Annotated in this window: 18 protein-coding genes; 11 read left to right on the forward strand and 7 right to left on the reverse strand. The window is 55.5% G+C overall.

The genetic code is table 11. The features are described from left to right. Positions 1-14 precede the first annotated feature (14 nt). From P346_RS20715 to P346_RS20690, 6 genes are all read left to right on the forward strand, one after another. Entirely contained in the window at positions 15-803 is a 789-nt protein-coding gene (locus tag P346_RS20715) for a sugar phosphate isomerase/epimerase family protein (RefSeq protein ID WP_032656758.1), read from the forward strand. A gap of 11 nt (positions 804-814) precedes the next feature. Further along, entirely contained in the window at positions 815-1,873 is a 1,059-nt protein-coding gene (locus P346_RS20710) for a Gfo/Idh/MocA family protein (RefSeq protein WP_152537836.1), read from the forward strand. Next, the gene (locus P346_RS20705; RefSeq protein WP_032656762.1) at positions 1,867-4,146 is read left to right on the forward strand and encodes a glycoside hydrolase family 65 protein; all 2,280 of its coding nucleotides are present in this window, start codon (positions 1,867-1,869) and stop codon (positions 4,144-4,146) included. Before P346_RS20710 ends, P346_RS20705 begins: the two co-directional genes overlap by 7 nt. Next, positions 4,136-4,801 carry a beta-phosphoglucomutase gene (pgmB, locus tag P346_RS20700; RefSeq protein ID WP_032656764.1) on the forward strand — a complete coding sequence of 222 codons (666 nt, stop codon included), beginning with the start codon at positions 4,136-4,138 and terminating at the stop codon, positions 4,799-4,801. The genes P346_RS20705 and pgmB overlap by 11 nt, the downstream gene beginning before the upstream one ends. Positions 4,802-4,814: 13 nt before the next feature. Continuing rightward, positions 4,815-5,897 carry an ABC transporter ATP-binding protein gene (locus P346_RS20695; RefSeq protein ID WP_032656766.1) on the forward strand — a complete coding sequence of 361 codons (1,083 nt, stop codon included), beginning with the start codon at positions 4,815-4,817 and terminating at the stop codon, positions 5,895-5,897. A 66-nt stretch (positions 5,898-5,963) separates the two neighbouring features. Continuing rightward, a complete protein-coding gene (locus P346_RS20690; RefSeq protein WP_032656768.1) occupies positions 5,964-6,878 on the forward strand; it encodes an OmpG family monomeric porin in 915 nt (304 codons plus the stop codon). Positions 6,879-6,912: 34 nt separating this feature from the next. Here P346_RS20690 and P346_RS20685 read toward each other — a convergent pair whose 3' ends face one another. Then, on the reverse strand, positions 6,913-7,923 hold the full coding sequence (locus P346_RS20685) for a LacI family DNA-binding transcriptional regulator (protein ID WP_032656769.1): 1,011 nt from the start codon (positions 7,921-7,923) through the stop codon (positions 6,913-6,915). Positions 7,924-8,078: 155 nt separating this feature from the next. On the opposite strand from P346_RS20685, the gene P346_RS20680 reads away from it, so the two are divergent. From P346_RS20680 to tyrR, 3 genes are all read left to right on the forward strand, one after another. Then, the gene (locus P346_RS20680; RefSeq protein ID WP_023312030.1) at positions 8,079-9,476 is read left to right on the forward strand and encodes a YcjX family protein; all 1,398 of its coding nucleotides are present in this window, start codon (positions 8,079-8,081) and stop codon (positions 9,474-9,476) included. Next, entirely contained in the window at positions 9,473-10,525 is a 1,053-nt protein-coding gene (locus tag P346_RS20675) for a YcjF family protein (protein WP_032656773.1), read from the forward strand. The genes P346_RS20680 and P346_RS20675 overlap by 4 nt, the downstream gene beginning before the upstream one ends. A 112-nt stretch (positions 10,526-10,637) precedes the next feature. Continuing rightward, entirely contained in the window at positions 10,638-12,179 is a 1,542-nt protein-coding gene (gene tyrR, locus P346_RS20670) for a transcriptional regulator TyrR (RefSeq protein WP_032656776.1), read from the forward strand. A gap of 36 nt (positions 12,180-12,215) precedes the next feature. On the opposite strand, the gene P346_RS20665 is transcribed toward tyrR, so the two are convergent. Further along, positions 12,216-13,424 (reverse strand): aldose 1-epimerase family protein, encoded by a 1,209-nt coding sequence (locus P346_RS20665; protein ID WP_032656778.1) that lies wholly within the window; start codon positions 13,422-13,424, stop codon positions 12,216-12,218. 275 nt (positions 13,425-13,699) lie between these two features. After that, a complete protein-coding gene (gene tpx, locus P346_RS20660) occupies positions 13,700-14,206 on the reverse strand; it encodes a thiol peroxidase (RefSeq protein WP_023335907.1) in 507 nt (168 codons plus the stop codon). Positions 14,207-14,313: 107 nt separating this feature from the next. On the opposite strand from tpx, the gene ycjG reads away from it, so the two are divergent. Beyond that, positions 14,314-15,279, forward strand: a complete 966-nt coding sequence (gene ycjG / locus P346_RS20655; protein ID WP_032656780.1) for an L-Ala-D/L-Glu epimerase — start codon at positions 14,314-14,316, stop codon at positions 15,277-15,279. Here the strand turns inward: ycjG and mpaA are convergent. Continuing rightward, positions 15,270-15,983 carry a murein tripeptide amidase MpaA gene (gene mpaA / locus P346_RS20650; protein WP_032656783.1) on the reverse strand — a complete coding sequence of 238 codons (714 nt, stop codon included), beginning with the start codon at positions 15,981-15,983 and terminating at the stop codon, positions 15,270-15,272. The genes ycjG and mpaA overlap by 10 nt on opposite strands. A gap of 185 nt (positions 15,984-16,168) precedes the next feature. On the opposite strand from mpaA, the gene P346_RS20645 reads away from it, so the two are divergent. Beyond that, complete coding sequence (locus P346_RS20645; RefSeq protein ID WP_032656786.1) at positions 16,169-17,785, forward strand: peptide ABC transporter substrate-binding protein; 1,617 nt, start codon at positions 16,169-16,171, stop codon at positions 17,783-17,785. Between the two features lie 90 nt (positions 17,786-17,875). Here the strand turns inward: P346_RS20645 and P346_RS20640 are convergent, their stop codons facing one another. From P346_RS20640 to P346_RS20635, 3 genes are all read right to left on the reverse strand, one after another. After that, positions 17,876-18,439 (reverse strand): DJ-1/PfpI family protein, encoded by a 564-nt coding sequence (locus P346_RS20640; protein ID WP_032656789.1) that lies wholly within the window; start codon positions 18,437-18,439, stop codon positions 17,876-17,878. A gap of 217 nt (positions 18,440-18,656) precedes the next feature. Next, positions 18,657-18,797, reverse strand: a complete 141-nt coding sequence (locus P346_RS23050) for an Ecr family regulatory small membrane protein (RefSeq protein WP_021240268.1) — start codon at positions 18,795-18,797, stop codon at positions 18,657-18,659. Between the two features lie 74 nt (positions 18,798-18,871). Further along, positions 18,872-20,104: a sensor domain-containing diguanylate cyclase gene (locus P346_RS20635; protein WP_032656791.1), complete on the reverse strand. Its 1,233-nt coding sequence runs from the start codon at positions 20,102-20,104 to the stop codon at positions 18,872-18,874. Positions 20,105-20,173: the final 69 nt, after the last annotated feature.

A 20,173-nucleotide genomic window follows, 5' to 3' on the forward strand; every position in this document is an offset into this window, starting at 1 on the left:
AAGGACAGCAAATCATGAAGATCGCAACACAAAACCAGGCCTTTTTCCCGACCAGCATCATGGAAAAATTCGAGTACATCAAAGCGATGGGCTTTGATGGCTACGAAATTGACGGCCGCCTGCTGGTGGAGAACCTCGATGAAGTGAAAGCGGCCATCAAAGCCACCGGTCTGCCGGTAACGACGGCCTGCGGCGGATACGATGGCTGGATCGGTGATTTCATTGAAGAACGCCGTCTGAACGGGTTACAGCAGATCGAACGCATTCTGGAAGCGCTGGCGGAAGTCGGCGGAAAGGGCATTATCGTGCCTGCTGCCTGGGGGATGTTTACCTTCCGTCTGCCGCCAATGACCTCTCCACGCAGCCTGGACGGTGACCGCAAAGCCGTAAGCGCCTCCCTGCGCTGGCTGGATGAGGTGGCGGTGCGCACCGGAACAATCGTCTACCTGGAGCCGCTGAACCGCTATCAGGATCACATGATCAACACCCTGGCTGACGCGCGTCGCTATATCGAAGAGAACGGCCTGAAGCACGTGCAGATCATCGGCGATTTCTATCATATGAACATCGAAGAAGACTCGCTGACGGATGCGCTGCATCAGCACCGCGATCTGCTGGGCCATGTGCACATCGCAGATAACCACCGCTACCAGCCGGGCAGCGGCAGCCTCGATTTTGCCAGCCTGTTCGACCAGCTGCGTGCCGATAACTACCAGGGGTACGTGGTGTATGAGTGCCGTGTTCGCGCCGAGGATCCGGCTCAGGCATACCGGGATTCGCTCACTTACTTGCGTAAAAGCTAAGGATGACGAGCGTGATGAGTGCTTCTACACCTTCGCCTCTGCGCGTAGCCATCATTGGCGCCGGGCAGGTCGCGGATAAAGTGCATGCCTCGTATTACGCCACGCGCAGTGATGTTCAGATGGTGGCTGTCATGGACAGCCATCCTGAACAGGCTCGGGCGTTTGCGGAACGTCATGGTATTTCCTCGGCATGGCAGGATGCGCGAGAGATGCTCGAGGCGGTTAAGCCGGATGCGGTGAGCGTCTGTTCGCCTAACCGGTTCCATTTCGAGCACGTCATGGCCGCGCTGGAAGCGGGCTGCCACGTAATGTGTGAAAAACCACCGGCTATGACGCCGCAGGAGGCCGATCGGATGCGCATGGCCGCGCGCAGGGCGGGAAAAGTGCTGGCGTATGATTTTCACCATCGTTTTGCTCTCGATACGCAACTGCTGCGTGAGGCTGTGATGAAGGGGGCGCTGGGAGAAATTTATTACACCACGGCGCAGGCGCTACGGCGCTGCGGGGTTCCAGGCTGGGGCGTCTTTACCAACAAAACGCTACAGGGCGGTGGGCCGCTGATTGATATCGGCATCCATATGCTAGACGCCGCAATGTATGTTCTGGGTTTCCCTGCGGTAAAACGGGTGTCTGCACACAGCTTCCAGAAGCTGGGAAACCGTAAAAGCAGCGGCCAGTTTGGCGAGTGGGATCCCACGCAGTTTACCGTGGAAGATGCTCTGTTTGGCACCATTGAGTTCTGCAACGGCGGCATTCTGCGTCTGGAGACGTCATTTGCGATTAACATCCGCGAGCAGTCGATCATGAACGTCGCATTCTGCGGTGAAAAGGCGGGGGCAACGCTGTTCCCGGCGCACATCTACAGTGACGAAGCCGGTGCTTTAGTCACCCTCACGCAGCGTGAAGAGGCTGACGACCAGCGTCATATGCGCAGTATGGATGCGTTCGTACGCCATGTGCTGGGAGAGCCCGTCATGATCGCTGATGCGGAGCAGGGGCTGATTATCCAGCAGCTTGTCGCCGCGCTGTATGAATCAGCAGAAACAGGGGAAAGCGTGACGTTATGCTAAACGTGTCTGTATTAACCGACCCGGGATTTTGTCCACACAGCCTGAATAAATACGCCTCCATCATGGCCTGCGGTAATGGCTACATGGGAATCCGCGCTGCGCACGAAGAAGATTACACCCAGCAAACACGAGGCATGTATCTTGCGGGTCTCTATCATCGTGCTGGCCGCAACGAGACCACTGAGCTGATTAATCTGCCGGATATCATCGGTATTGATGTCGAGCTGGATGGCGTCAATTTCACGCTTCTGTCAGGCGAAATCCTTGAGTGGCAGCGCGAGCTGGCGTTTGCCAGTGGCGAACTTCGTCGCAGCGTCGTCTGGCGCTCGCCTGACGGGAAACGCTATCGTCTGGAAAGTCGTCGTTTCGTGTCGCTGGACCAGTTGCCCTTAGTGGCCATGCAGCTTTCGCTCACGCCGCTTGATGCCGCCGCGCAGGCCGTGCTGAAAACCGGCATTGACGCAACGCAAACGAACAGCGGCAGACAGCATCTGGATGAAGTGTCGGTCAGGGTGTTCGATCAGGAATACATGCAGGGCGTGTATGAAACGCAGGACCGTGCGTCTGAGATTGTTGTTTCAGCGTATTGTCAGCTCTCAGCGAAGAGCGACAGCTGCTTCACCGCCAAAAATCGTCGTCTCAGCGTTCATCATTCGCTGACGATTGCGATGGGTGACACTGTCACGCTTGAAAAAATTGTCTGGCTGACGCATCGCAGTGATAAAGCGCTGTCGCAGGCGTCTTTCGCGCGCAACGCGCTGGCCGATCTTAAAGTCTGTGCGGCAAGAGGTTACGACGCCTTGCTTGAGAGTTCGGCGCGTGCCTGGCAAGAGGTCTGGCGCGACGCTCGGGTGGAAGTGGACTCTACGGATTATCAGGATCAGATGGCGCTGGATTACGCCGTCTGGCATTTGACGGCCATGACGCCAGCCCATGATGAGCGAAGCAGTATCGCCGCCAAAGGACTGACGGGTGAGGGGTATAAAGGCCACGTCTTCTGGGATACCGAAATTTTCCTGCTGCCTTTCCATCTCTTCACGCGGCCCCAAACCGCCCGTAGCCTGCTGCGCTATCGCTGGCTCAACCTGGCCGGGGCGCGGGAAAAAGCCCGTCGCAACGGCTGGCCGGGCGCGTTGTTTCCATGGGAAAGCGCCGCCAGCGGGCTGGAAGAGACGCCGGAGTTCGCGGCTATCAACATCCGAACCGGAACGCGTCAGAAGGTGGCCTCCGCGCTGGCGGAACACCACATCGTGGCGGACATCGCCTGGGCCGTCGTCGCTTACTGGCAGGCGACGCACGATGAGACCTTTATGAGAAATGAAGGTCTGACGCTCTTGATGGAAACCGCCGCGTTCTGGATGGGACGCACAACGGAAATCAATGGTCGTCTCGAAATCCATGACGTCATCGGACCGGACGAATACACCGAGCATGTGAACAACAACGCGTATACCAACTATCTGGCCTGGCACAACGTCGCCTGCGCGCGTCGGTTTATGGCGATGTTTGGGCGTGAGGATGAAGGTTTTACGCAGAAAGCGACACGGTTCCTGACGCGCTTATGGCTGCCGGTGGCCAATTCAGACGGTGTGATCCCGCAGGATGATACCTTCATGGCAAAACCTGCCATCGATCTGAGCCGCTACAAAGCCAAAGCGGGTAAGCAGACCATTCTGCTCGATTATTCCCGCACGGAAGTAAACGAAATGCAGATCCTTAAGCAGGCCGATGTGGTGATGCTCACCTACCTGTTGCCGGAGCGGTTTACCCCGCGGCAGTGTGCCGCCAATCTGGCGTTCTACGAGCCCCGCACGATCCATGATTCTTCGCTGAGCAAGGCCATTCACGGCATTGTGACCGCCCGCTGTGGTGACACCGAAGGTGCCTACGCCTTCTGGCGCGATGGCGTCGCCATTGATCTTGGGGACGACCCGCACAGCAGCGATGACGGGATCCACGCCGCTGCGACCGGCGCTATCTGGTCCGGCGTCATTCAGGGCTTTGCCGGTATGCAGATAGTGGAAGGGGAGCTGCATCTTGCGCCGAAACTGCCAGCTCACTGGCAAAAACTCACATTCCCGCTGCGCTGGCGGAACGCAACGCTGCACTTCACCTATGAAAATGAGGTGCTAACCATTGAAGCCTCGGCACCTGCCACGCTGACGCTGTGGGGCAGGACGCTACACGTATCGGGGCGGAAAGTTTGCGCTTATAAGGATTTTCTTGCACCTGAAAATGGGACCGCTACCACGGAGGGGCGCCATGACGCTTAAGGCTGTTGTATTCGATCTGGACGGTGTGATCACCGATACCGCACACCTCCATTTTCTGGCCTGGCGCGCAGTGGCGGATGAAATCGGCATCACCTTCGACGAAGCGTTTAACGAACAGCTGAAGGGCATTAGCCGCATGGATTCCCTTCAGCGCATCCTGAAGCATGGCGGGAAAGAGGGGACGTTTAGCAATGAGCAGTGCCTCGCGCTGGCGACGAAGAAAAACGCGCTCTATGTCCAGTCTCTGGCGTCGCTGACGGAGGATTCACTGCTTCCCGGTATTCGCGACGTGCTGGCGGATATCCGTGCGGCGAAGGTCAAAATTGGGCTCGCCTCCGTTTCCCTGAATGCCCCGGGGATCCTGCACGCGCTGGGCATTGATCAGGCCTTCGATTTTTGCGCCGATGCGTCTCGTATTCACCGCTCAAAGCCTGACCCGGAGATCTTCCTCGCCGCCTGTGCAGGCCTGAATGTGCGTCCTGAAGAGGCCATAGGTATCGAAGATGCCCCTGCAGGCGTTGAGGCGATCAACGCGGCGGGAATGTTATCGGTTGGGATTGGATCTGGCCTGAACCATGCGGGATTACAACTTCATTCAACGCGGGAACTGACCTGGAAATGCCTGACCGAGTTTTGGGCATCCCGGACGTATTGATAAGGAATTAACAATGGCTCAACTGTCTCTGAAACACATTCAGAAAATCTATGATAACCAGGTCCACGTGGTTAAGGATTTCAATCTCGAAATCGAAGACAAGGAGTTCATCGTCTTCGTCGGGCCTTCTGGCTGCGGTAAATCCACGACGCTGCGAATGATTGCCGGTCTGGAGGAGATCAGCGCGGGTGAACTGATTATTGACGGGGTGTGCATGAATGACGTGCCCGCCAAGTCACGCGATATCGCGATGGTGTTCCAGAACTATGCGCTTTATCCGCATATGACGGTCTACGACAACATGGCGTTTGGCCTGAAGATGCAAAAAATTGCGCCTGCTGTTATCGAAGAACGCGTTAACTGGGCGGCACAGATCCTCGGATTACGCGAGTACCTCAAGCGCAAACCCGGCGCGCTGTCCGGCGGCCAGCGTCAGCGCGTGGCGTTAGGCAGGGCGATTGTGCGCGAAGCGGGCGTGTTCCTGATGGATGAACCGCTCTCTAACCTCGATGCTAAGCTTCGCGTGCAGATGCGGGCTGAAATCAGCAAGCTGCACCAGAAGCTCAACACCACCATGATTTACGTGACCCACGATCAGACGGAAGCCATGACGATGGCGACCCGCATCGTGATCTTAAAAGACGGCATTATTCATCAGGTCGGTGCACCAAAGCAGGTGTACAACGAACCGGCAAACATGTTTGTTGCAGGGTTTATTGGATCGCCAGCCATGAACTTTATTCGCGGCGCTATCGACGATCGCTATTTCGTCACGGAAACACTGCGTCTGGCGATCCCGGAGGAGAAGCTCGCTTCACTGAACGCCGCAGGGTATCAGCGCAAAGCGGTGGTCTTTGGGATCCGCCCGGAAGATATTCTCACTCTGCAGAGCAGCGGTAAGAATATAGCGGCGAAAGTCAGCGTAGCAGAACTGACCGGCGCGGAGTTCATGCTCTACGCCACCGTTGGCGGTCATGAGCTGGTTGTTCGTGCTGGCGCCGCGATTGATTATGCCGCTGGGGATATTATCGACATCCAGTTCGATATGAATAAGTGCCATTTCTTCGACGCTGAAACCGAAGCGGCTATTAGATAAGAAAGGTGTTCGCCGGAAATCCAAATTTCCGGTTTTTTTGTTTGTTACTTATAAAGGGAAAATTTAATGGGTACTCTACTAAGAAGTGCTGCGCTCGTGCTGTGCGCAGGGGTGAGCTGTGCACAAGCATCAGAAACAGCGAAACAGTGGGAATTTAATATTGGGGCGATGTATGAAATCGAAAACGTTGAGGGGCAGGGCGACGATAAAGATGGATTATATGAACCTTCCGTGTGGTTTAATGCAACCTGGGATGCGTGGACTATTTCGCTGGCGATGTATCAGGAGGGGCCGGTTGATTACAGCAGTATGACCCGTGGAACTTATTTCGATCGTCCTGAATTTGAATTACGCTATCGCTTTATCGGAACCGATAATTTCACCTTCGGCCTGACCGGCGGTTTCCGTAATTACGGCTACCACTTTAAAGATGAACACGGCGCCAGAGACGGCAGCGCGAATATGCAGCGTTACAAAATTCAGCCTGACTGGGATATAAAATTAACCGACGACTGGCGTTTTGGCGGCTGGTTTGCCATGTATCAGTTCGCTAATGACCTTGAGAAAACCGGTTATTCTGACAGCCGCGTCGAAACCGAAACGGGCTTTACCTGGACCATTAACGAAACCTTTGCGGCTAAAATGAATTACTATTTAGAGCGCGGTTTCAATATGAACGGTTCACGTAATAACGGCGAATTCTCCACCCAGGAAATTCGCGCCTATCTGCCTATTTCATTGGGCCAGACGACATTAACGCCTTACACCCGACTGGGGCTCGATCGCTGGACGAACTGGGACTGGCAGGACGATCCTGAGCGTGAAGGACACGATTTCAACCGCCTGGGTATGCAGTATGCCTATGACTTCAACAACGGTTTATCCATGACGCTTGAATACGCCTATGAATGGGAAAACCATGACGAGGGTAAAAACGACCGCTTCCACTATGCGGGCGTTGGGGTAAATTACGCGTTCTGACCGAGGGCACGCCAGGGGCGTTAAGCCCCTGGTTTTAGCGCAGCGAGGCCGCCAGTAAAAAGTGGGTATCAACGAGAATTTTTTGCGGTGCGGGCTGACCCGCAATACGCCTGAAAAGAAGATCGCAGCTCTCTTCCCCCAGTTTTCGGGTGGGGATATCAAAGCCGCCAGGGGCGGGCGTTAAAATGAGAGACAGCATCGGGTCACTGTATCCGGCTATCACCACCTGCTCCGGGATCATCAGGTTCAACTCATCCGCCGCGCGATAGAGGCTAAGTAACTTCATGCTGTCGGTAGCGAATACCGCATCAGGCGGCGTGGATGAAGACAACAATTCCAGCGCCGCCGTAAGCGCACTCTCATGGGTATAACCGCCGTCCCTGATCCAGTCCGGGTTAAGGGCAATATGGTGCTTTTCAAGACTGGCTTTATAGCCCGCAAGACGATCGATCGAAACATGATAATCAAGCGGGGCATGCAGACAGGCAATTTTACGGCGTCCATTTTTAATAAAAGTTTCGGTCAGCGTGGCGCTGTCATGGAAATTATCCGTGTCGACGGAATAGATATTTTGATACTCACCTTCCACTTTGCCGATAACCACTACCGGTACGCCATACTCATCCAGCGTGGTGAAAAAAGATTCATTTGCCGGTGAGCTCAGCATAATGATCCCTTTGATCATCTTTTGCTTTATTTTACTCACGCATTTCAGCAGATCGTCTTCGCTGCTTTTTGACGTTTGTAAAATAACGTCAAAGCCTTCTTCTTCCGCTTTTGCCGTAATGGCATGAAGGACATCGGAGAAAAAAGGATTGCCGGCGGTGGTTTTGGTTGAACGGGTCGAAATAACCATAATGGCATCGAAGCCTGAAGAGGTCAGGGCACGGGCCAGTTTGTTGGGCTGATAATTTAATTCGTCAATCGCCTTCAGCACTTTTTCACGCGCTTCGGGAGAAATATTCGTTTGTTTATTCAGAACGCGGGAAACGGTTGATTTCGATACGCCCGCAACCCGTGCGATATCATAGATGGTGGGTGACATACACCTTACTCACTCCGGACTGACAGCAATGCCGTTCATCTTACTGGAGAGAAAACGGCAATAGCAATAAATAAGAATTGATAATCAACGATCTGCCCCCATTTATTGTATTCTGAAGCCATGCGTTCAAGGCTTCCAGGCAACGAAGGACGGCGATGAAGCGACTTAAAAACGAAATCAATTCACTGGTGAACCGCGGCGTTGACCGTCATCTGCGTCTGGCCGTGACGGGGCTGAGCCGCAGCGGTAAGACGGCGTTTATCACCGCGATGGTAAACCAGCTCCTGAACCTGCACGCCGGGGCGCGTCTGCCGCTGCTTAGCGCGGTACGGGAAGAACGCCTGCTGGGCGTGAAGCGCGTCCCTCAGCGTGATTTTGGTATTCCACGCTTTACCTATGACGAAGGGCTGGCGCAGCTCTACGGCGATCCGCCCACGTGGCCGACGCCGACGCGCGGGGTGAGTGAAATTCGCCTCGCGCTGCGCTTTCGCTCGAATGAATCCCTGATGCGCCACTTCAAGGATACCTCCACGCTGTACCTTGAAATCGTCGATTACCCCGGTGAATGGTTGCTCGACCTGCCGATGCTGGCGCAGGATTACCTCAGCTGGTCCCGCCAGATGACGGGGTTGTTGCAGGGGCAGCGCGCCGGGTGGTCGGCCAAATGGCGACAGCTGTGCGAAGGCCTGGACCCGCTTGCACCGGCAGATGAAAATCGTCTGGCGGCCATTGCCGAAGCCTGGACGGCGTATCTGCACCAGTGCAAGCAGGAAGGGTTGCACTTCATTCAGCCGGGTCGCTTTGTCCTGCCGGGTGATTTAGCGGGCGCGCCTGCGCTTCAGTTCTTCCCCTGGCCGGACGTGGACGGGGTGGGCGAGTCGAAGCTGGCGCAGGCCGACAGGCACACTAACGCCGGGATGCTGCGCGAGCGTTACAATTACTACTGTGAAAAAGTGGTCAAAGGATTCTATAAAAACCACTTTTTGCGATTTGACCGTCAGATTGTGCTGGTGGATTGTCTGCAGCCGCTCAACAGCGGGCCGCAGGCTTTCAACGATATGCGCCTTGCGCTGACGCAGCTGATGCAAAGTTTTCACTACGGGCAGCGGACGCTGTTTCGCCGTTTATTCTCTCCGGTGATCGACAAACTGCTCTTTGCGGCCACGAAGGCCGATCACGTCACGGTCGACCAGCATGCCAATATGGTATCGCTGCTGCAGCAGCTGGTTCAGGACGCCTGGCAAAACGCCGCCTTCGAAGGGATCGGCATGGATTGCCTTGGGCTCGCGTCCGTGCAGGCCACGCAAAGCGGGCTGATCGATCTTAACGGCGAGAAAATACCGGCATTACGCGGGAACCGGCTCAGCGACGGTGAACCGCTTACCGTGTATCCGGGCGAAGTGCCCGCGCGGCTGCCGGGTCAGGCCTTCTGGCAGAACCAGGGCTTCCAGTTTGAAGCCTTCCGCCCGCAGGCAATGAGCGTCGATCGGCCATTACCACACATCCGTCTGGATGCGGCGCTGGAGTTTTTGATTGGAGATAAATTGCGATGACGGAACCGTTAAAACCGCGCATAGACTTTACCGGAACGCTTGAGCAGGATCCTCAGGAGGCGTTCAAAACCGCGCAGACGTTCAGCGGCACGCAGGCTGATAACTTTGCCCCGGCCCTGACAGAGGAGCCGGGCGTCGAGGAAGGTCCGGCAGAGGCGGTTGTGGAAGCCGCCCTGCGTCCAAAGCGCAGCCTGTGGCGCAGGATGGTTACCGCCGGGCTGGCGCTGTTTGGCGTAAGCGTGGTTGGGCAGGGCGTGCAGTGGACGATGAATGCCTGGCATACTCAGGACTGGGTCGCGCTGGGCGGATGTGCCGCGGGCGCGCTGATTGTGGGGGCGGGCATCGGGTCGGTTGCCACCGAGTGGCGGCGGCTCTGGCGATTGCGCCAGCGCGCGCACGAGCGCGATGAAGCGCGGGATCTGCTCCACAGCCACGGCACCGGGAAAGGTCGCGCATTCTGTGAAAAGCTGGCCAGCCAGGCCGGCATCGATCAGTCGCATCCGGCGCTTCAGCGCTGGTATGCCGCCATCCATGAAACCCAGAATGACCGGGAAGTGGTGACGCTCTATTCCCATATGGTTCAGCCGGTGCTGGATGCCCAGGCGCGACGGGAGATCAGCCGCTCTGCGGCGGAATCCACCCTGATGATTGCCGTCAGCCCGCTGGCGCTGGTCGATATGGCCTTTATCGCCTGGCGCAACCTGCGCCTGATCAACCGTATCGCGAACCTTTACGGCATAGAGCTGGGTTACTACAGTCGGCTCAGGCTGTTCAAGCTGGTCCTGCTCAACATCGCGTTTGCCGGGGCGAGTGAGCTGGTGCGCGAAGTGGGCATGGACTGGATGTCGCAGGATCTGGCGGCGCGTCTTTCCGCTCGTGCCGCCCAGGGTATCGGCGCGGGATTATTGACGGCGCGGTTGGGGATTAAAGCGATGGAAGTCTGCCGTCCGCTGCCGTGGATTGATGGCGATAAGCCCCGGCTGGGGGATTTCAGGCGCGAGCTGATCGGCCAGCTCAAAGAGACGCTCAATAAAAAACCAGCTCCGTGAGGTTTTGTTCACTAATCGTGCTGGCTGTCAATATTTGTTGACAGCCATCTTCCGGATCACCGTGTTCTGACATATCATTTTACTGTTATTGGCTTAAAACGGTGAATTTCCCATGCGTCTTGAAGTCTTCTGTGAAGACCGTCTCGGTCTGACCCGCGAATTACTCGATCTTCTTGTTTTACGTAGCATTGATTTACGTGGCATTGAGATCGATCCTGTCGGGCGAATTTACCTCAATTTTGCCGAAATTGAATTTAATACCTTCAGCAGCCTGATGGCGGAAATCCGCCGTATCGCTGGCGTTACGGATGTACGCACCATTCCCTGGATGCCCTCTGAGCGTGAGCACCTGGCGCTGAGCGCGCTGCTGGAAGCCATGCCAGAGCCGTTCCTCTCCCTGGATTTGAAAAGCAAAGTTGAGCGCGTTAACCACGCAAGCTGCCAGCTTTTCGCGCAGAGCCAGGAGAAGCTCAGCAATCATAACGCCGCGCAGCTGATCCCCGGCTTTAACTTCCAGCGCTGGCTGGACAGCAATCCGCAGAACACGCTTAGCGAGCATGTGGTGATTAACGGGCAGAATTTCCTGATGGAGATCACGCCGGTCTATCTGAAAGTGGAAGGGAATACCCGCGTGTTGACCGGGGCGGTGATCATGCTGCGCTCGACGCTACGCATGGGCCGTCAGCTGCAAAACCTCTCCAGTCAGGACGTTGGCGCGTTCAGCCAGATTATTGCCGTCAGCCCGAAAATGCGCCACGTGGTTGATCAGGCGCGCAAGCTCGCAAGCCTGACTGCGCCGCTGCTGATTACAGGTGACACCGGCACCGGTAAAGACCTGCTGGCTCACGCCGTGCATCTGGCGAGCCCCCGTGCGGCCAAGCCTTATCTGGCACTTAACTGCGCCTCTATTCCGGAGGATGCCGTTGAAAGCGAGCTGTTTGGCCACGCGCCGGAAGGCAAGAAAGGGTTCTTCGAGCAGGCTAACGGCGGCTCCGTGCTACTGGACGAGATCGGCGAAATGTCGCCGCGTATGCAGGCTAAGCTGCTGCGTTTCCTGAACGACGGAACCTTCCGCCGCGTCGGTGAGGATCACGAAGTGCATGTGGACGTGCGCGTCATTTGCGCCACCCAGAAAAACCTGGTTGAGCTGGTGCAAAAGGGGATCTTCCGCGAGGATCTCTATTACCGCCTCAATGTACTGACGCTGAATATTCCCCCGCTGCGCGATTGTCCGCAGGACATCATGCCGCTAACGGAGCTGTTCGTTGCCCGCTTTGCCGACGAGCAGGGGGTGCCGCGTCCGAAGCTGTCTGCCGATCTCGGCACGGTGCTCATGCGCTACGGCTGGCCGGGCAACATTCGCCAGCTCAAAAACGCTGTTTATCGTGCGCTGACCCAGCTTGAAGGCTACGAACTGCGTCCACAGGATATTCTGTTGCCTGATTACGACGCGGGGACGGTATCGGTTGGCGAAGAGGCGATGGAAGGTTCGCTGGATGATATCACCAGCCGTTTTGAGCGCTCGGTGCTGACGCAGCTGTACCGCAGCTATCCCAGCACCCGCAAGCTGGCAAAACGCCTTGGCGTCTCGCACACCGCGATCGCCAACAAGCTGCGCGAGTACGGTCTGAATCATAAGAAAGGCGACGAATAACAAAAAGCCTCTGCAAAGAGGCTTTTTACTTTACGTTTATTCCTTCGCCATCGGCGTATTAACGATTTCTGTTTTTGTCTCTCCCTGAATCGACGCAATCCTGTTTTCGACCTCTTTCACCTGCTGCGGGCTGTGCAGCAGGGTATAGGTCAGGTCAAACTGCGCGCTGGCACCGGGCTGCAGCTGCTTAACCCGCTTCTGCTCGCGTTCAATCGTAACGGGGTAGGCGTAGCTGGTGCCTGGCTCAATGCCCGTGACGTAGCCCTGCTTCAGCGTGTCGGTGTTCTTCCATAAGGTCAGCACGGGCAGCTGGCGGGTATCAAACTGGATTGACGCGCCTTTATCTCCGGCTTTATTAACCACCGCCGCAAGCGTTTCGTGGTTATTGTCGGCGAGTGGTTTAATGTTAAAGACCATCTCGTCAAAGCCTTTTGTCGGCCCGGCATAGGTTTGCCAGTCGTTAACGCCCGCTTTAGCGTAGTCATTGAATGGGCTCACGCTTGCCGCCGGAGCAAGGAAACGGGCGCCTTCTTCAAGGATCGGCGTGCCGAAGTTGCTGTGATAGATGATTTGGTAATCATGAGGGTAATCCGCATGATTTGTCAGAACATCATGCAGGCTGAACTGGTTGGTTCCGGGAACGTAGCGCAGTTCGGTCATGGTTTGCAGATCCGATTTTTTAAACGTGCTCTCTTTGATCAAACCGCGAACGCGGATCTCATGCGGGGCGGCATCGGCGATTTCAACCTCGACCTGCGAAACGGGGGTATTACCGGCCCTGCCGTGCAGGGTATAAATTTGCCCGTCCGCGGTGACCGGATGTCCGGTCCACTCATAGCCACAGCGCACCATCATCTCGTTGAAACCATCCAGCCAGCCGAGACCGTTTCGGCTCTCAAGATTAATATATGCCGGATTAACGACCTCTTTAACGGGCGAATTCCAGCCCAGTCGGGTGCCAAACCCTTCTACATGCAGAAGGTTCATTCCACGGGTTGGGCTCAGGGTAATGGTCAGGCCGTCTTTGCTGCTAATAATGATGACTTTGCTGCCTTCCTGTTTACCGCCGTGCAAGACTTTTTGCTCAATGCTGAACGTTTGGTCTTTAACTTTCAGCTCATCACTGGAAATCTTCCAGTTTCCTTTCTCTACGCTGCTTTCAGCGCTTGTCAGCACCCAGGTTTTGGCCGCTGCATGGCCAGAAATCAGTACCGCAAGGAGCGTAAAAGCGAATTTAATCTTCATATATTATCCTTTTTGCTGAAACGATTATTTTCTTTCGTAAGCAAATCTAATGTTTAGACAAAAAGGGAAATGTGATGTGCTTCACTGGGGATGAAAATAGGGAATTTTAACGATTATTATGCGTTATTGATCACGCTCATGTTACATATTGCCTATGTTATTGCATGATTAATGTGACTTGTGCGCATTTGTGCTTTAACGATTCAGCTTAAAGGTAATAAAAAACCCCGCCGCGGCGAGGTTGAGAATAAGTTGTATAGAATGCTAAGTGCTTATTATGCTTTCAGCACGTCCAGCGCGGCAGTGTAATCCGGCTCGGTGGTGATTTCGTTAACCAGTTCGCTGAAGACGACGGTGTCGTTTTCATCAAGAACTAGTACGGCACGTGCTGCCAGACCTTTCAGTGGGCCTTCCGCGATGCTGACGCCGTATTTCTCGAGGAAATCTGCGCTGCGCAGGGTGGAGAGGGTAATCACGTTGCTCAGGCCTTCGGCACCGCAGAAACGGGACTGGGCAAACGGCAGGTCAGCGGAAATGCACAGCACAACGGTGTTGTCCATTTCAGTCGCCAGCTGGTTGAATTTACGCACGGATGCGGCACAAACGCCGGTATCAATGCTTGGGAAAATGTTCAGTACTTTGCGTTTGCCCGCAAACTGAGCCAGTGTGACGTCAGACAGATCTTTAGCCACCAGAGTAAAAGCCTGCGCTTTGCTGCCAGCCTGCGGAATGGAACCTGCAACAGCAACCGGGTTGCCCTGGAAATGAACGAGTTGTGACATAGATATCTTCCTGTTTACATATAGTTAACGTCGTGGCTAGTGTATGCCATCAGCGGATAACACGGCAAACCAAATTTTTCGCCTTTCCGGGCCGCAAGGAGTCAGTGATGAGAAGCGTTAAGGTCTATGAAGAAGCCTGGCCATTGCATACCCCGTTTGTGATCTCCCGCGGCAGCCGAAGTGAAGCCAGCGTGGTCGTGGTTGAAATCGAAGAAGAGGGGGTTAAAGGCGTCGGGGAATGTACGCCTTACCCGCGCTACGGAGAAAGTGTCGCGTCGGTGATGGCGCATATCATGACCCTGGTGCCTGAGCTGCAAAAAGGGCTCACGCGCGAGGCGTTACAGCAGCGTTTACCCGCCGGGGCAGCGCGCAACGCCGTTGACTGCGCGCTCTGGAGCCTTGAGGCCGCTAAGCAGCAGCAATCGATGACGTCCCTGCTGGGCGTGGCGCTGCCGGAATCCGTCGTGACGGCGCAAACGGTCGTGATTGGTGAGCCGGAGCAGATGGCCGCCAGCGCAAAAGCGCTCTATGACGCCGGGGCCACGCTCTTAAAAGTGAAGCTCGACGATCGCCTGATCAGCGAGCGGATGGTCGCCATTCGCTCGGCGGTGCCCTTGGCCACGCTGATTGTTGACGCCAACGAGTCGTGGCATCCCGAGGGGCTTGCCGCACGATGCCAGCTGCTGGCTGACCTGGGCGTGGCGATGCTGGAGCAGCCTCTGCCAGCGAAGGATGATGCGGCGCTGAAGAATTTTATCCATCCGCTGCCCGTCTGTGCGGATGAAAGCTGTCATACCCGCGAGAATTTGAGCGCGCTTAAGGGCAGCTATGAGATGGTCAATATCAAGCTCGACAAGACTGGCGGGCTGACAGAAGCGCTGGCTCTGGCGGCGGAAGCGCAGGCGCAGGGCTTTTCCCTGATGCTGGGATGCATGCTCTGCACATCCCGGGCGATCGGCGCGGCGCTGCCGCTGGTCAATCAGGTCCGTTTTGCCGATCTGGACGGCCCGACGTGGCTGGCGGTTGACGTTTCACCGGCGCTTAATTTTACCAGCGGCGTGCTTCATCTCTGAGGCTGCCAGCGCAGTAGCTCCACCATCGCTTTTAAGTATTTTTCGCTGGCTTCGTCGGAGGAAATCGGCGGGAATTCAGCGGTGATGCAGGGCAGGCTCAAATCGGCGCACCAGCTACCGAACGATCCGGGTGTTTCATAGCCCACGCTGGTGACGAGCGGCAGGGCGAAAGCCTGCGCCAGCCACGCGCCCAGGTCGGAGTGACGCGGATCTTCAATGCAGGCCAGCGGATCGTGGAAGGAGACAACCCATGCGGGGTGGATCTTATGGATAAGCTGGCACAGCGCCTGCGTTTCCGGCTCGGAGCCGGGCTTGTCTCCCGTCAGCAGCACCACGTCCCGCTCCTCGGCGGAGCTGTTCCAGCGATAAACCGTTTCGCCGGCGCGCCAGTTTGCCGCCGGGAAATTACGGTTCAGGTCAACGCCCCTCGCATTCGCCCGTAATCCAAGCTGACAGCCGTCCGGATTGACGGCGAGAATCACGTGGTGACGTCGCAATGACGGCGTCAGCGTTCGCAGCGCGCAGGAAAGCGTGACGATGGACGAGTTCTCATCTCCGTGCGTGCCGGCAATGATCAAACCGCTGCTGCGATCGGCATCGGGCGCCGGGAACCAGATCAGCGATGCGCCTAAAAATGAGCGGCCATATTGCTCAGCGCCCGGCGGAAAGGCCCCGCGTTCAGCTCGTGGTCGGGTGATTGCCATACGAAATCCTGATAAAGAAGTCTCTACTGGCAGTGTTGTGCAAAACTCGCTGTTAATCAAATAGTTTCCGTTACGCTTGAGAATTGCCTTAAATCACTATTCAGGCGTAAGGTATTTGCATTTCTCTGTTTCGAAACAAATAATTACGCATCTGCTTGTTACCTGAATTCATCAAAGGGGATCTTATGAAGCATCCTGTTTCGCGTCTTTGCGCTGCACTGTACCTGTGCGGACTCTCTACACTCTCGTACGCTGCTGATGTGCCTCAGGGCACGGTACTGGCGCAAAAACAGGAGCTGGTCAGGCATATTAAAGACGAGCCGGCTTCGCTCGATCCGGCAAAAGCGGTGGGATTACCCGAGATTCAGGTGATTCGCGATCTTTTCGAAGGGCTGGTGAATCAGAACGAGAAAGGGGAGCTAACCCCGGGCGTGGCGACGCGCTGGCAGAGCAACGATAACCGTATCTGGACGTTCACCCTGCGCGATAACGCGAAATGGTCTGACGGTACGCCCGTCACCGCGCAGGATTTTGTCTACAGCTGGCAGCGTCTGGTTGACCCGAAAACCACGTCTCAATTTGCCTGGTTTGCGGCGCTGGCAGGCATCAACAACGCGCAGGCCATTATTGATGGCAAAGCGGCGCCAGATACCCTGGGCGTGACGGCGGTGGATGCCAGAACCTTACGCGTCCAGCTGGACAAACCGCTCCCGTGGTTTAGCAACCTGACGGCGAACTTCGCCTTCTATCCGGTGCAAAAAGCGAACGTTGAAAGCGGGAAAGAGTGGACGCGTCCGGGCGCTCTGGTGGGTAATGGCGCGTACGTCCTGAACGACCGCGTAGTGAATGAAAAACTGGTCGTCGTGCCGAATACGCACTACTGGGACAACGCGAAAACAGTCCTGCAAAAAGTGACCTTCATTCCGATTAATCAGGAATCGTCCGCCACTAAGCGCTATCTGGCGGGGGATATTGATATCACCGAATCGTTCCCGAAAAACATGTATCAGAAGCTCCTGAAGGACATTCCGGGACAGGTGTATACGCCGCCTCAGCTCGGGACCTATTACTATGCGTTTAACACGCAAAAGGGCCCGACGGCCGATGCCCGGGTACGTCTTGCGCTGAGCATGACTATCGATCGCCGCATTATGGCAGAAAATGTATTAGGTACAGGCGAGAAGCCGGCCTGGCATTTCACCCCTGACGTGACGGCGGGCTTCACCCCTGAACCTTCACCGTTCGAGCAGATGTCCCAGCAGGAGCTGAATGCGCAGGCGAAAACGTTGCTCCAGGCCGCAGGCTACGGTCCTCAGCGTCCGCTGAAGTTGACCCTGCTGTACAACACCTCGGAAAACCACCAGAAAATCGCCATTGCGGTGGCGTCCATGTGGAAGAAAAATCTCGGTGTGGACGTCAAACTGCAAAACCAGGAGTGGAAAACCTATATCGACAGCCGCAATACCGGCAATTTTGATGTGATCCGCGCGTCATGGGTAGGCGATTACAACGAGCCGTCGACCTTCCTGTCCCTGCTGACCTCCACCCACAGCGGCAATATCTCGCGTTTCAATGAGCCGGCCTATGATAAAATTATCCACCAGGCAACGCTGGAAACCACCGCGAAAGCGCGTAATACGGACTACAACATGGCGGAGAAAATCCTCATGGAGAAAGCGCCTATCGCGCCAATTTACCAGTACACCAATGGTCGCCTGATTAAGCCCTGGGTGAAAGGCTACCCCATCAATAACCCGGAAGACGTGGCGTATAGCCGGACGATGTTTATCGAGAAGCACTGATGTTTTATGAGACCTGGCGCGAGAATGCGCCAGGTCTGCAATACGCGGTACGGCTTCATCCGCTATGCGTGGCCCGATGCCGGGTCTCTGTTATTCTAATAGCGCATTAAACTTCGCCAGCCACTGCGGATGTGCGGGCCAGGCGGGAGCCGTCACCAGGTTGCCGTCTACGTGGGCCTGATCGATGCCGATAGTGGCGTAGTGTCCACCCGCGAGGCGTACTTCAGGCGCGCAGGCCGGGTAGGCGCTACAGGTTCGTCCTTTCAGGATGCCCGCGGCAGCAAGCAACTGTGGTCCGTGGCACACCGCGGCAATCGGCTTACGCGCGGCGTCAAATGCCTGTACCAGCTTTAAGACGTCCTCATTTAACCGCAGATACTCGGGCGCTCTCCCGCCGGGGATGAGCAGCGCGTCGTAGTCCTGCTCCTTTACGGCTGAAAAATCGGCGTTGAGGGTAAAGCGGTGACCGGGCTTTTCGCTGTAGGTCTGGGCGCCGTCAAAGTCATGGATTGCCGTCATGATGTAGTCGCCCTTCGGTTTGTCTGGGCAGACCGCATCCACCTGATGGCCAATCATCTGCAACGCCTGAAAAGGCACCATGGTTTCGTAATCTTCGGCGTAATCGCCAACCAGCATCAGGATCTTCTTGCTCATCTTTCCTCACCTCTATCAATAAAGATGATTAAGATATAGCCTGGCGCGGGTGAATTGCCGGAAATAAAAAAGCCCGTCAGAGCACGGGCAACATAAGCAAATGAATAAGTGATTCGTTATCAACGTTGTTGGAGGATAACGCCGCGTATTTTACGCGGCTGTAAGGGAAGCAGATACCTGACATATTCGGTAGGTGAAACAAGCGATTAAACGTGCGTTACGGTGCGTCAAAGGTCGGGTAAAGGCTATTTTCAAGAAACTCGACGAGATACCAGATTTCACCGCTAAAAATAAACCAGAAGCCAAATATAATAAGGAGCAAAATAATTAAGGTGAGTATTATTTCTGTTTTTCCCATTGCGGCTTTTACCCACCTGACGCTAATTGATCCGAGGTGGGCATTGTAGCGGGGCTTTTCCGGATACTCCAGTTTCATGCCGCAAGGACTTTATTGCGTCCGTCATTTTTAGCGCGATACAGCGCATCGTCCACACGCTTAAACAGCTCGTCAATACTCTCCCCCTGATTGTGCCGCGCCACGCCGATGCTGACGGTAAACCGCGGCAAGCCCGGGATCGTAATGCGGGCAACGGCTGCGCGGACTGACTCGGCAATCTGCATCGCGGCATCGAGAGAGGTGCGCGGCAGCAGGATAACGAACTCTTCGCCCCCCCAGCGGAAGACCATATCGCCCTCCCGACTACAGGCTTCCAGCGTCCGGGAAAGGGCGATAAGCACCTCATCGCCTTTCAGATGGCCGAACAGGTCATTAATGTTTTTGAAATGGTCGGTATCCACCAGCAGCAGGCTAAATTGCTGCTGCGCAGGAAGTTTATTCAGGCTGCTTTGATCGGTAATCGCGTAGAACTGGCGCCGGTTGAGTAGCCCGGTCATGGAGTCACGTAACGCTGCATGTTCCAGCTCCTGCTCCAGCCTTTTTTGCTCGGTGATATCGTGGATGATGCAAAGCATCAGTTTGTCACCGTAGATCTCAATGGGCCCGGCATACGTCTGAACGTGGCGGGTGGATCCATCGGCAAGGCGGTGAACAAAATTGAGCGGCTTATGACCACCGGGCAGCGCGGCAATCGCAGTCATAATGGGCATCACATCTCGCCCCAGCGTATTGATTTCCCAGGTATGCTTACTGCACATGTCATCATGTGAATAACCATAAAAATTGAGCGCGGCCAGATTCGCATCGACGATTTGACCGTCGCGGGCCGGATCGATTAACAGCATCGGGGCGCTGTTGGTCAGAAAAAAGCGCGCATAAAAACCCTGTTTCTTCCGACGGTAGGTAGCGGAACGGCTGGCCTTCAATCCTGAGAGTATTTGTTGGGAGATGCCTTCGAAAACAATCACATCTCCCCAGGGCGCGTAGTGGGCAAGCGAGAGGCGACAGCTTAACGGCGTATCCTGTCCATCCCGGCTCGTTGTCCAGATTTCGACGATCTCCTGCTCTGTTTTCAGTTCAGATACATACATCGACAGGACGGTTTGCGCACTGGCTGAATAGATCCCTTTACGCAGGTCATCGAGCGTTTTATCACCCATGATCTGCGTTGCTGACACATTTGCAAAAATGATCTTTTCCGACACGGGTGAAACGAGCCACACGGGTGTTTTAATTACATTTAACGCATCAAAACAAGGTTGCGACATAGGCGTTTCCTGTTCATCGACAACATGTGCCTGGCAATCATGACAGAATTGACTCGCGTGTTCTCCCTT

The organism is Enterobacter sp. DC1 (assembly GCF_000568075.1).
GTDB lineage: Bacteria > Pseudomonadota > Gammaproteobacteria > Enterobacterales > Enterobacteriaceae > Enterobacter > Enterobacter asburiae.

Coding starts and splice junctions, on each gene's coding strand:
- P346_RS20715 (WP_032656758.1), top strand. CDS start 15: ATGAAGATCGCAACACAAAACCAGGCCTTTTTCCCGACCAGCATCATG.
- P346_RS20705 (WP_032656762.1), top strand. CDS start 1,867: ATGCTAAACGTGTCTGTATTAACCGACCCGGGATTTTGTCCACACAGC.
- pgmB (WP_032656764.1), top strand. CDS start 4,136: ATGACGCTTAAGGCTGTTGTATTCGATCTGGACGGTGTGATCACCGAT.
- P346_RS20695 (WP_032656766.1), top strand. CDS start 4,815: ATGGCTCAACTGTCTCTGAAACACATTCAGAAAATCTATGATAACCAG.
- P346_RS20690 (WP_032656768.1), top strand. CDS start 5,964: ATGGGTACTCTACTAAGAAGTGCTGCGCTCGTGCTGTGCGCAGGGGTG.
- P346_RS20685 (WP_032656769.1), bottom strand. CDS start 7,923: ATGTCACCCACCATCTATGATATCGCACGGGTTGCGGGCGTATCGAAA.
- P346_RS20680 (WP_023312030.1), top strand. CDS start 8,079: ATGAAGCGACTTAAAAACGAAATCAATTCACTGGTGAACCGCGGCGTT.
- P346_RS20675 (WP_032656773.1), top strand. CDS start 9,473: ATGACGGAACCGTTAAAACCGCGCATAGACTTTACCGGAACGCTTGAG.
- tyrR (WP_032656776.1), top strand. CDS start 10,638: ATGCGTCTTGAAGTCTTCTGTGAAGACCGTCTCGGTCTGACCCGCGAA.
- P346_RS20665 (WP_032656778.1), bottom strand. CDS start 13,424: ATGAAGATTAAATTCGCTTTTACGCTCCTTGCGGTACTGATTTCTGGC.
- tpx (WP_023335907.1), bottom strand. CDS start 14,206: ATGTCACAACTCGTTCATTTCCAGGGCAACCCGGTTGCTGTTGCAGGT.
- ycjG (WP_032656780.1), top strand. CDS start 14,314: ATGAGAAGCGTTAAGGTCTATGAAGAAGCCTGGCCATTGCATACCCCG.
- mpaA (WP_032656783.1), bottom strand. CDS start 15,983: ATGGCAATCACCCGACCACGAGCTGAACGCGGGGCCTTTCCGCCGGGC.
- P346_RS20645 (WP_032656786.1), top strand. CDS start 16,169: ATGAAGCATCCTGTTTCGCGTCTTTGCGCTGCACTGTACCTGTGCGGA.
- P346_RS20640 (WP_032656789.1), bottom strand. CDS start 18,439: ATGAGCAAGAAGATCCTGATGCTGGTTGGCGATTACGCCGAAGATTAC.
- P346_RS23050 (WP_021240268.1), bottom strand. CDS start 18,797: ATGGGAAAAACAGAAATAATACTCACCTTAATTATTTTGCTCCTTATT.
- P346_RS20635 (WP_032656791.1), bottom strand. CDS start 20,104: ATGTCGCAACCTTGTTTTGATGCGTTAAATGTAATTAAAACACCCGTG.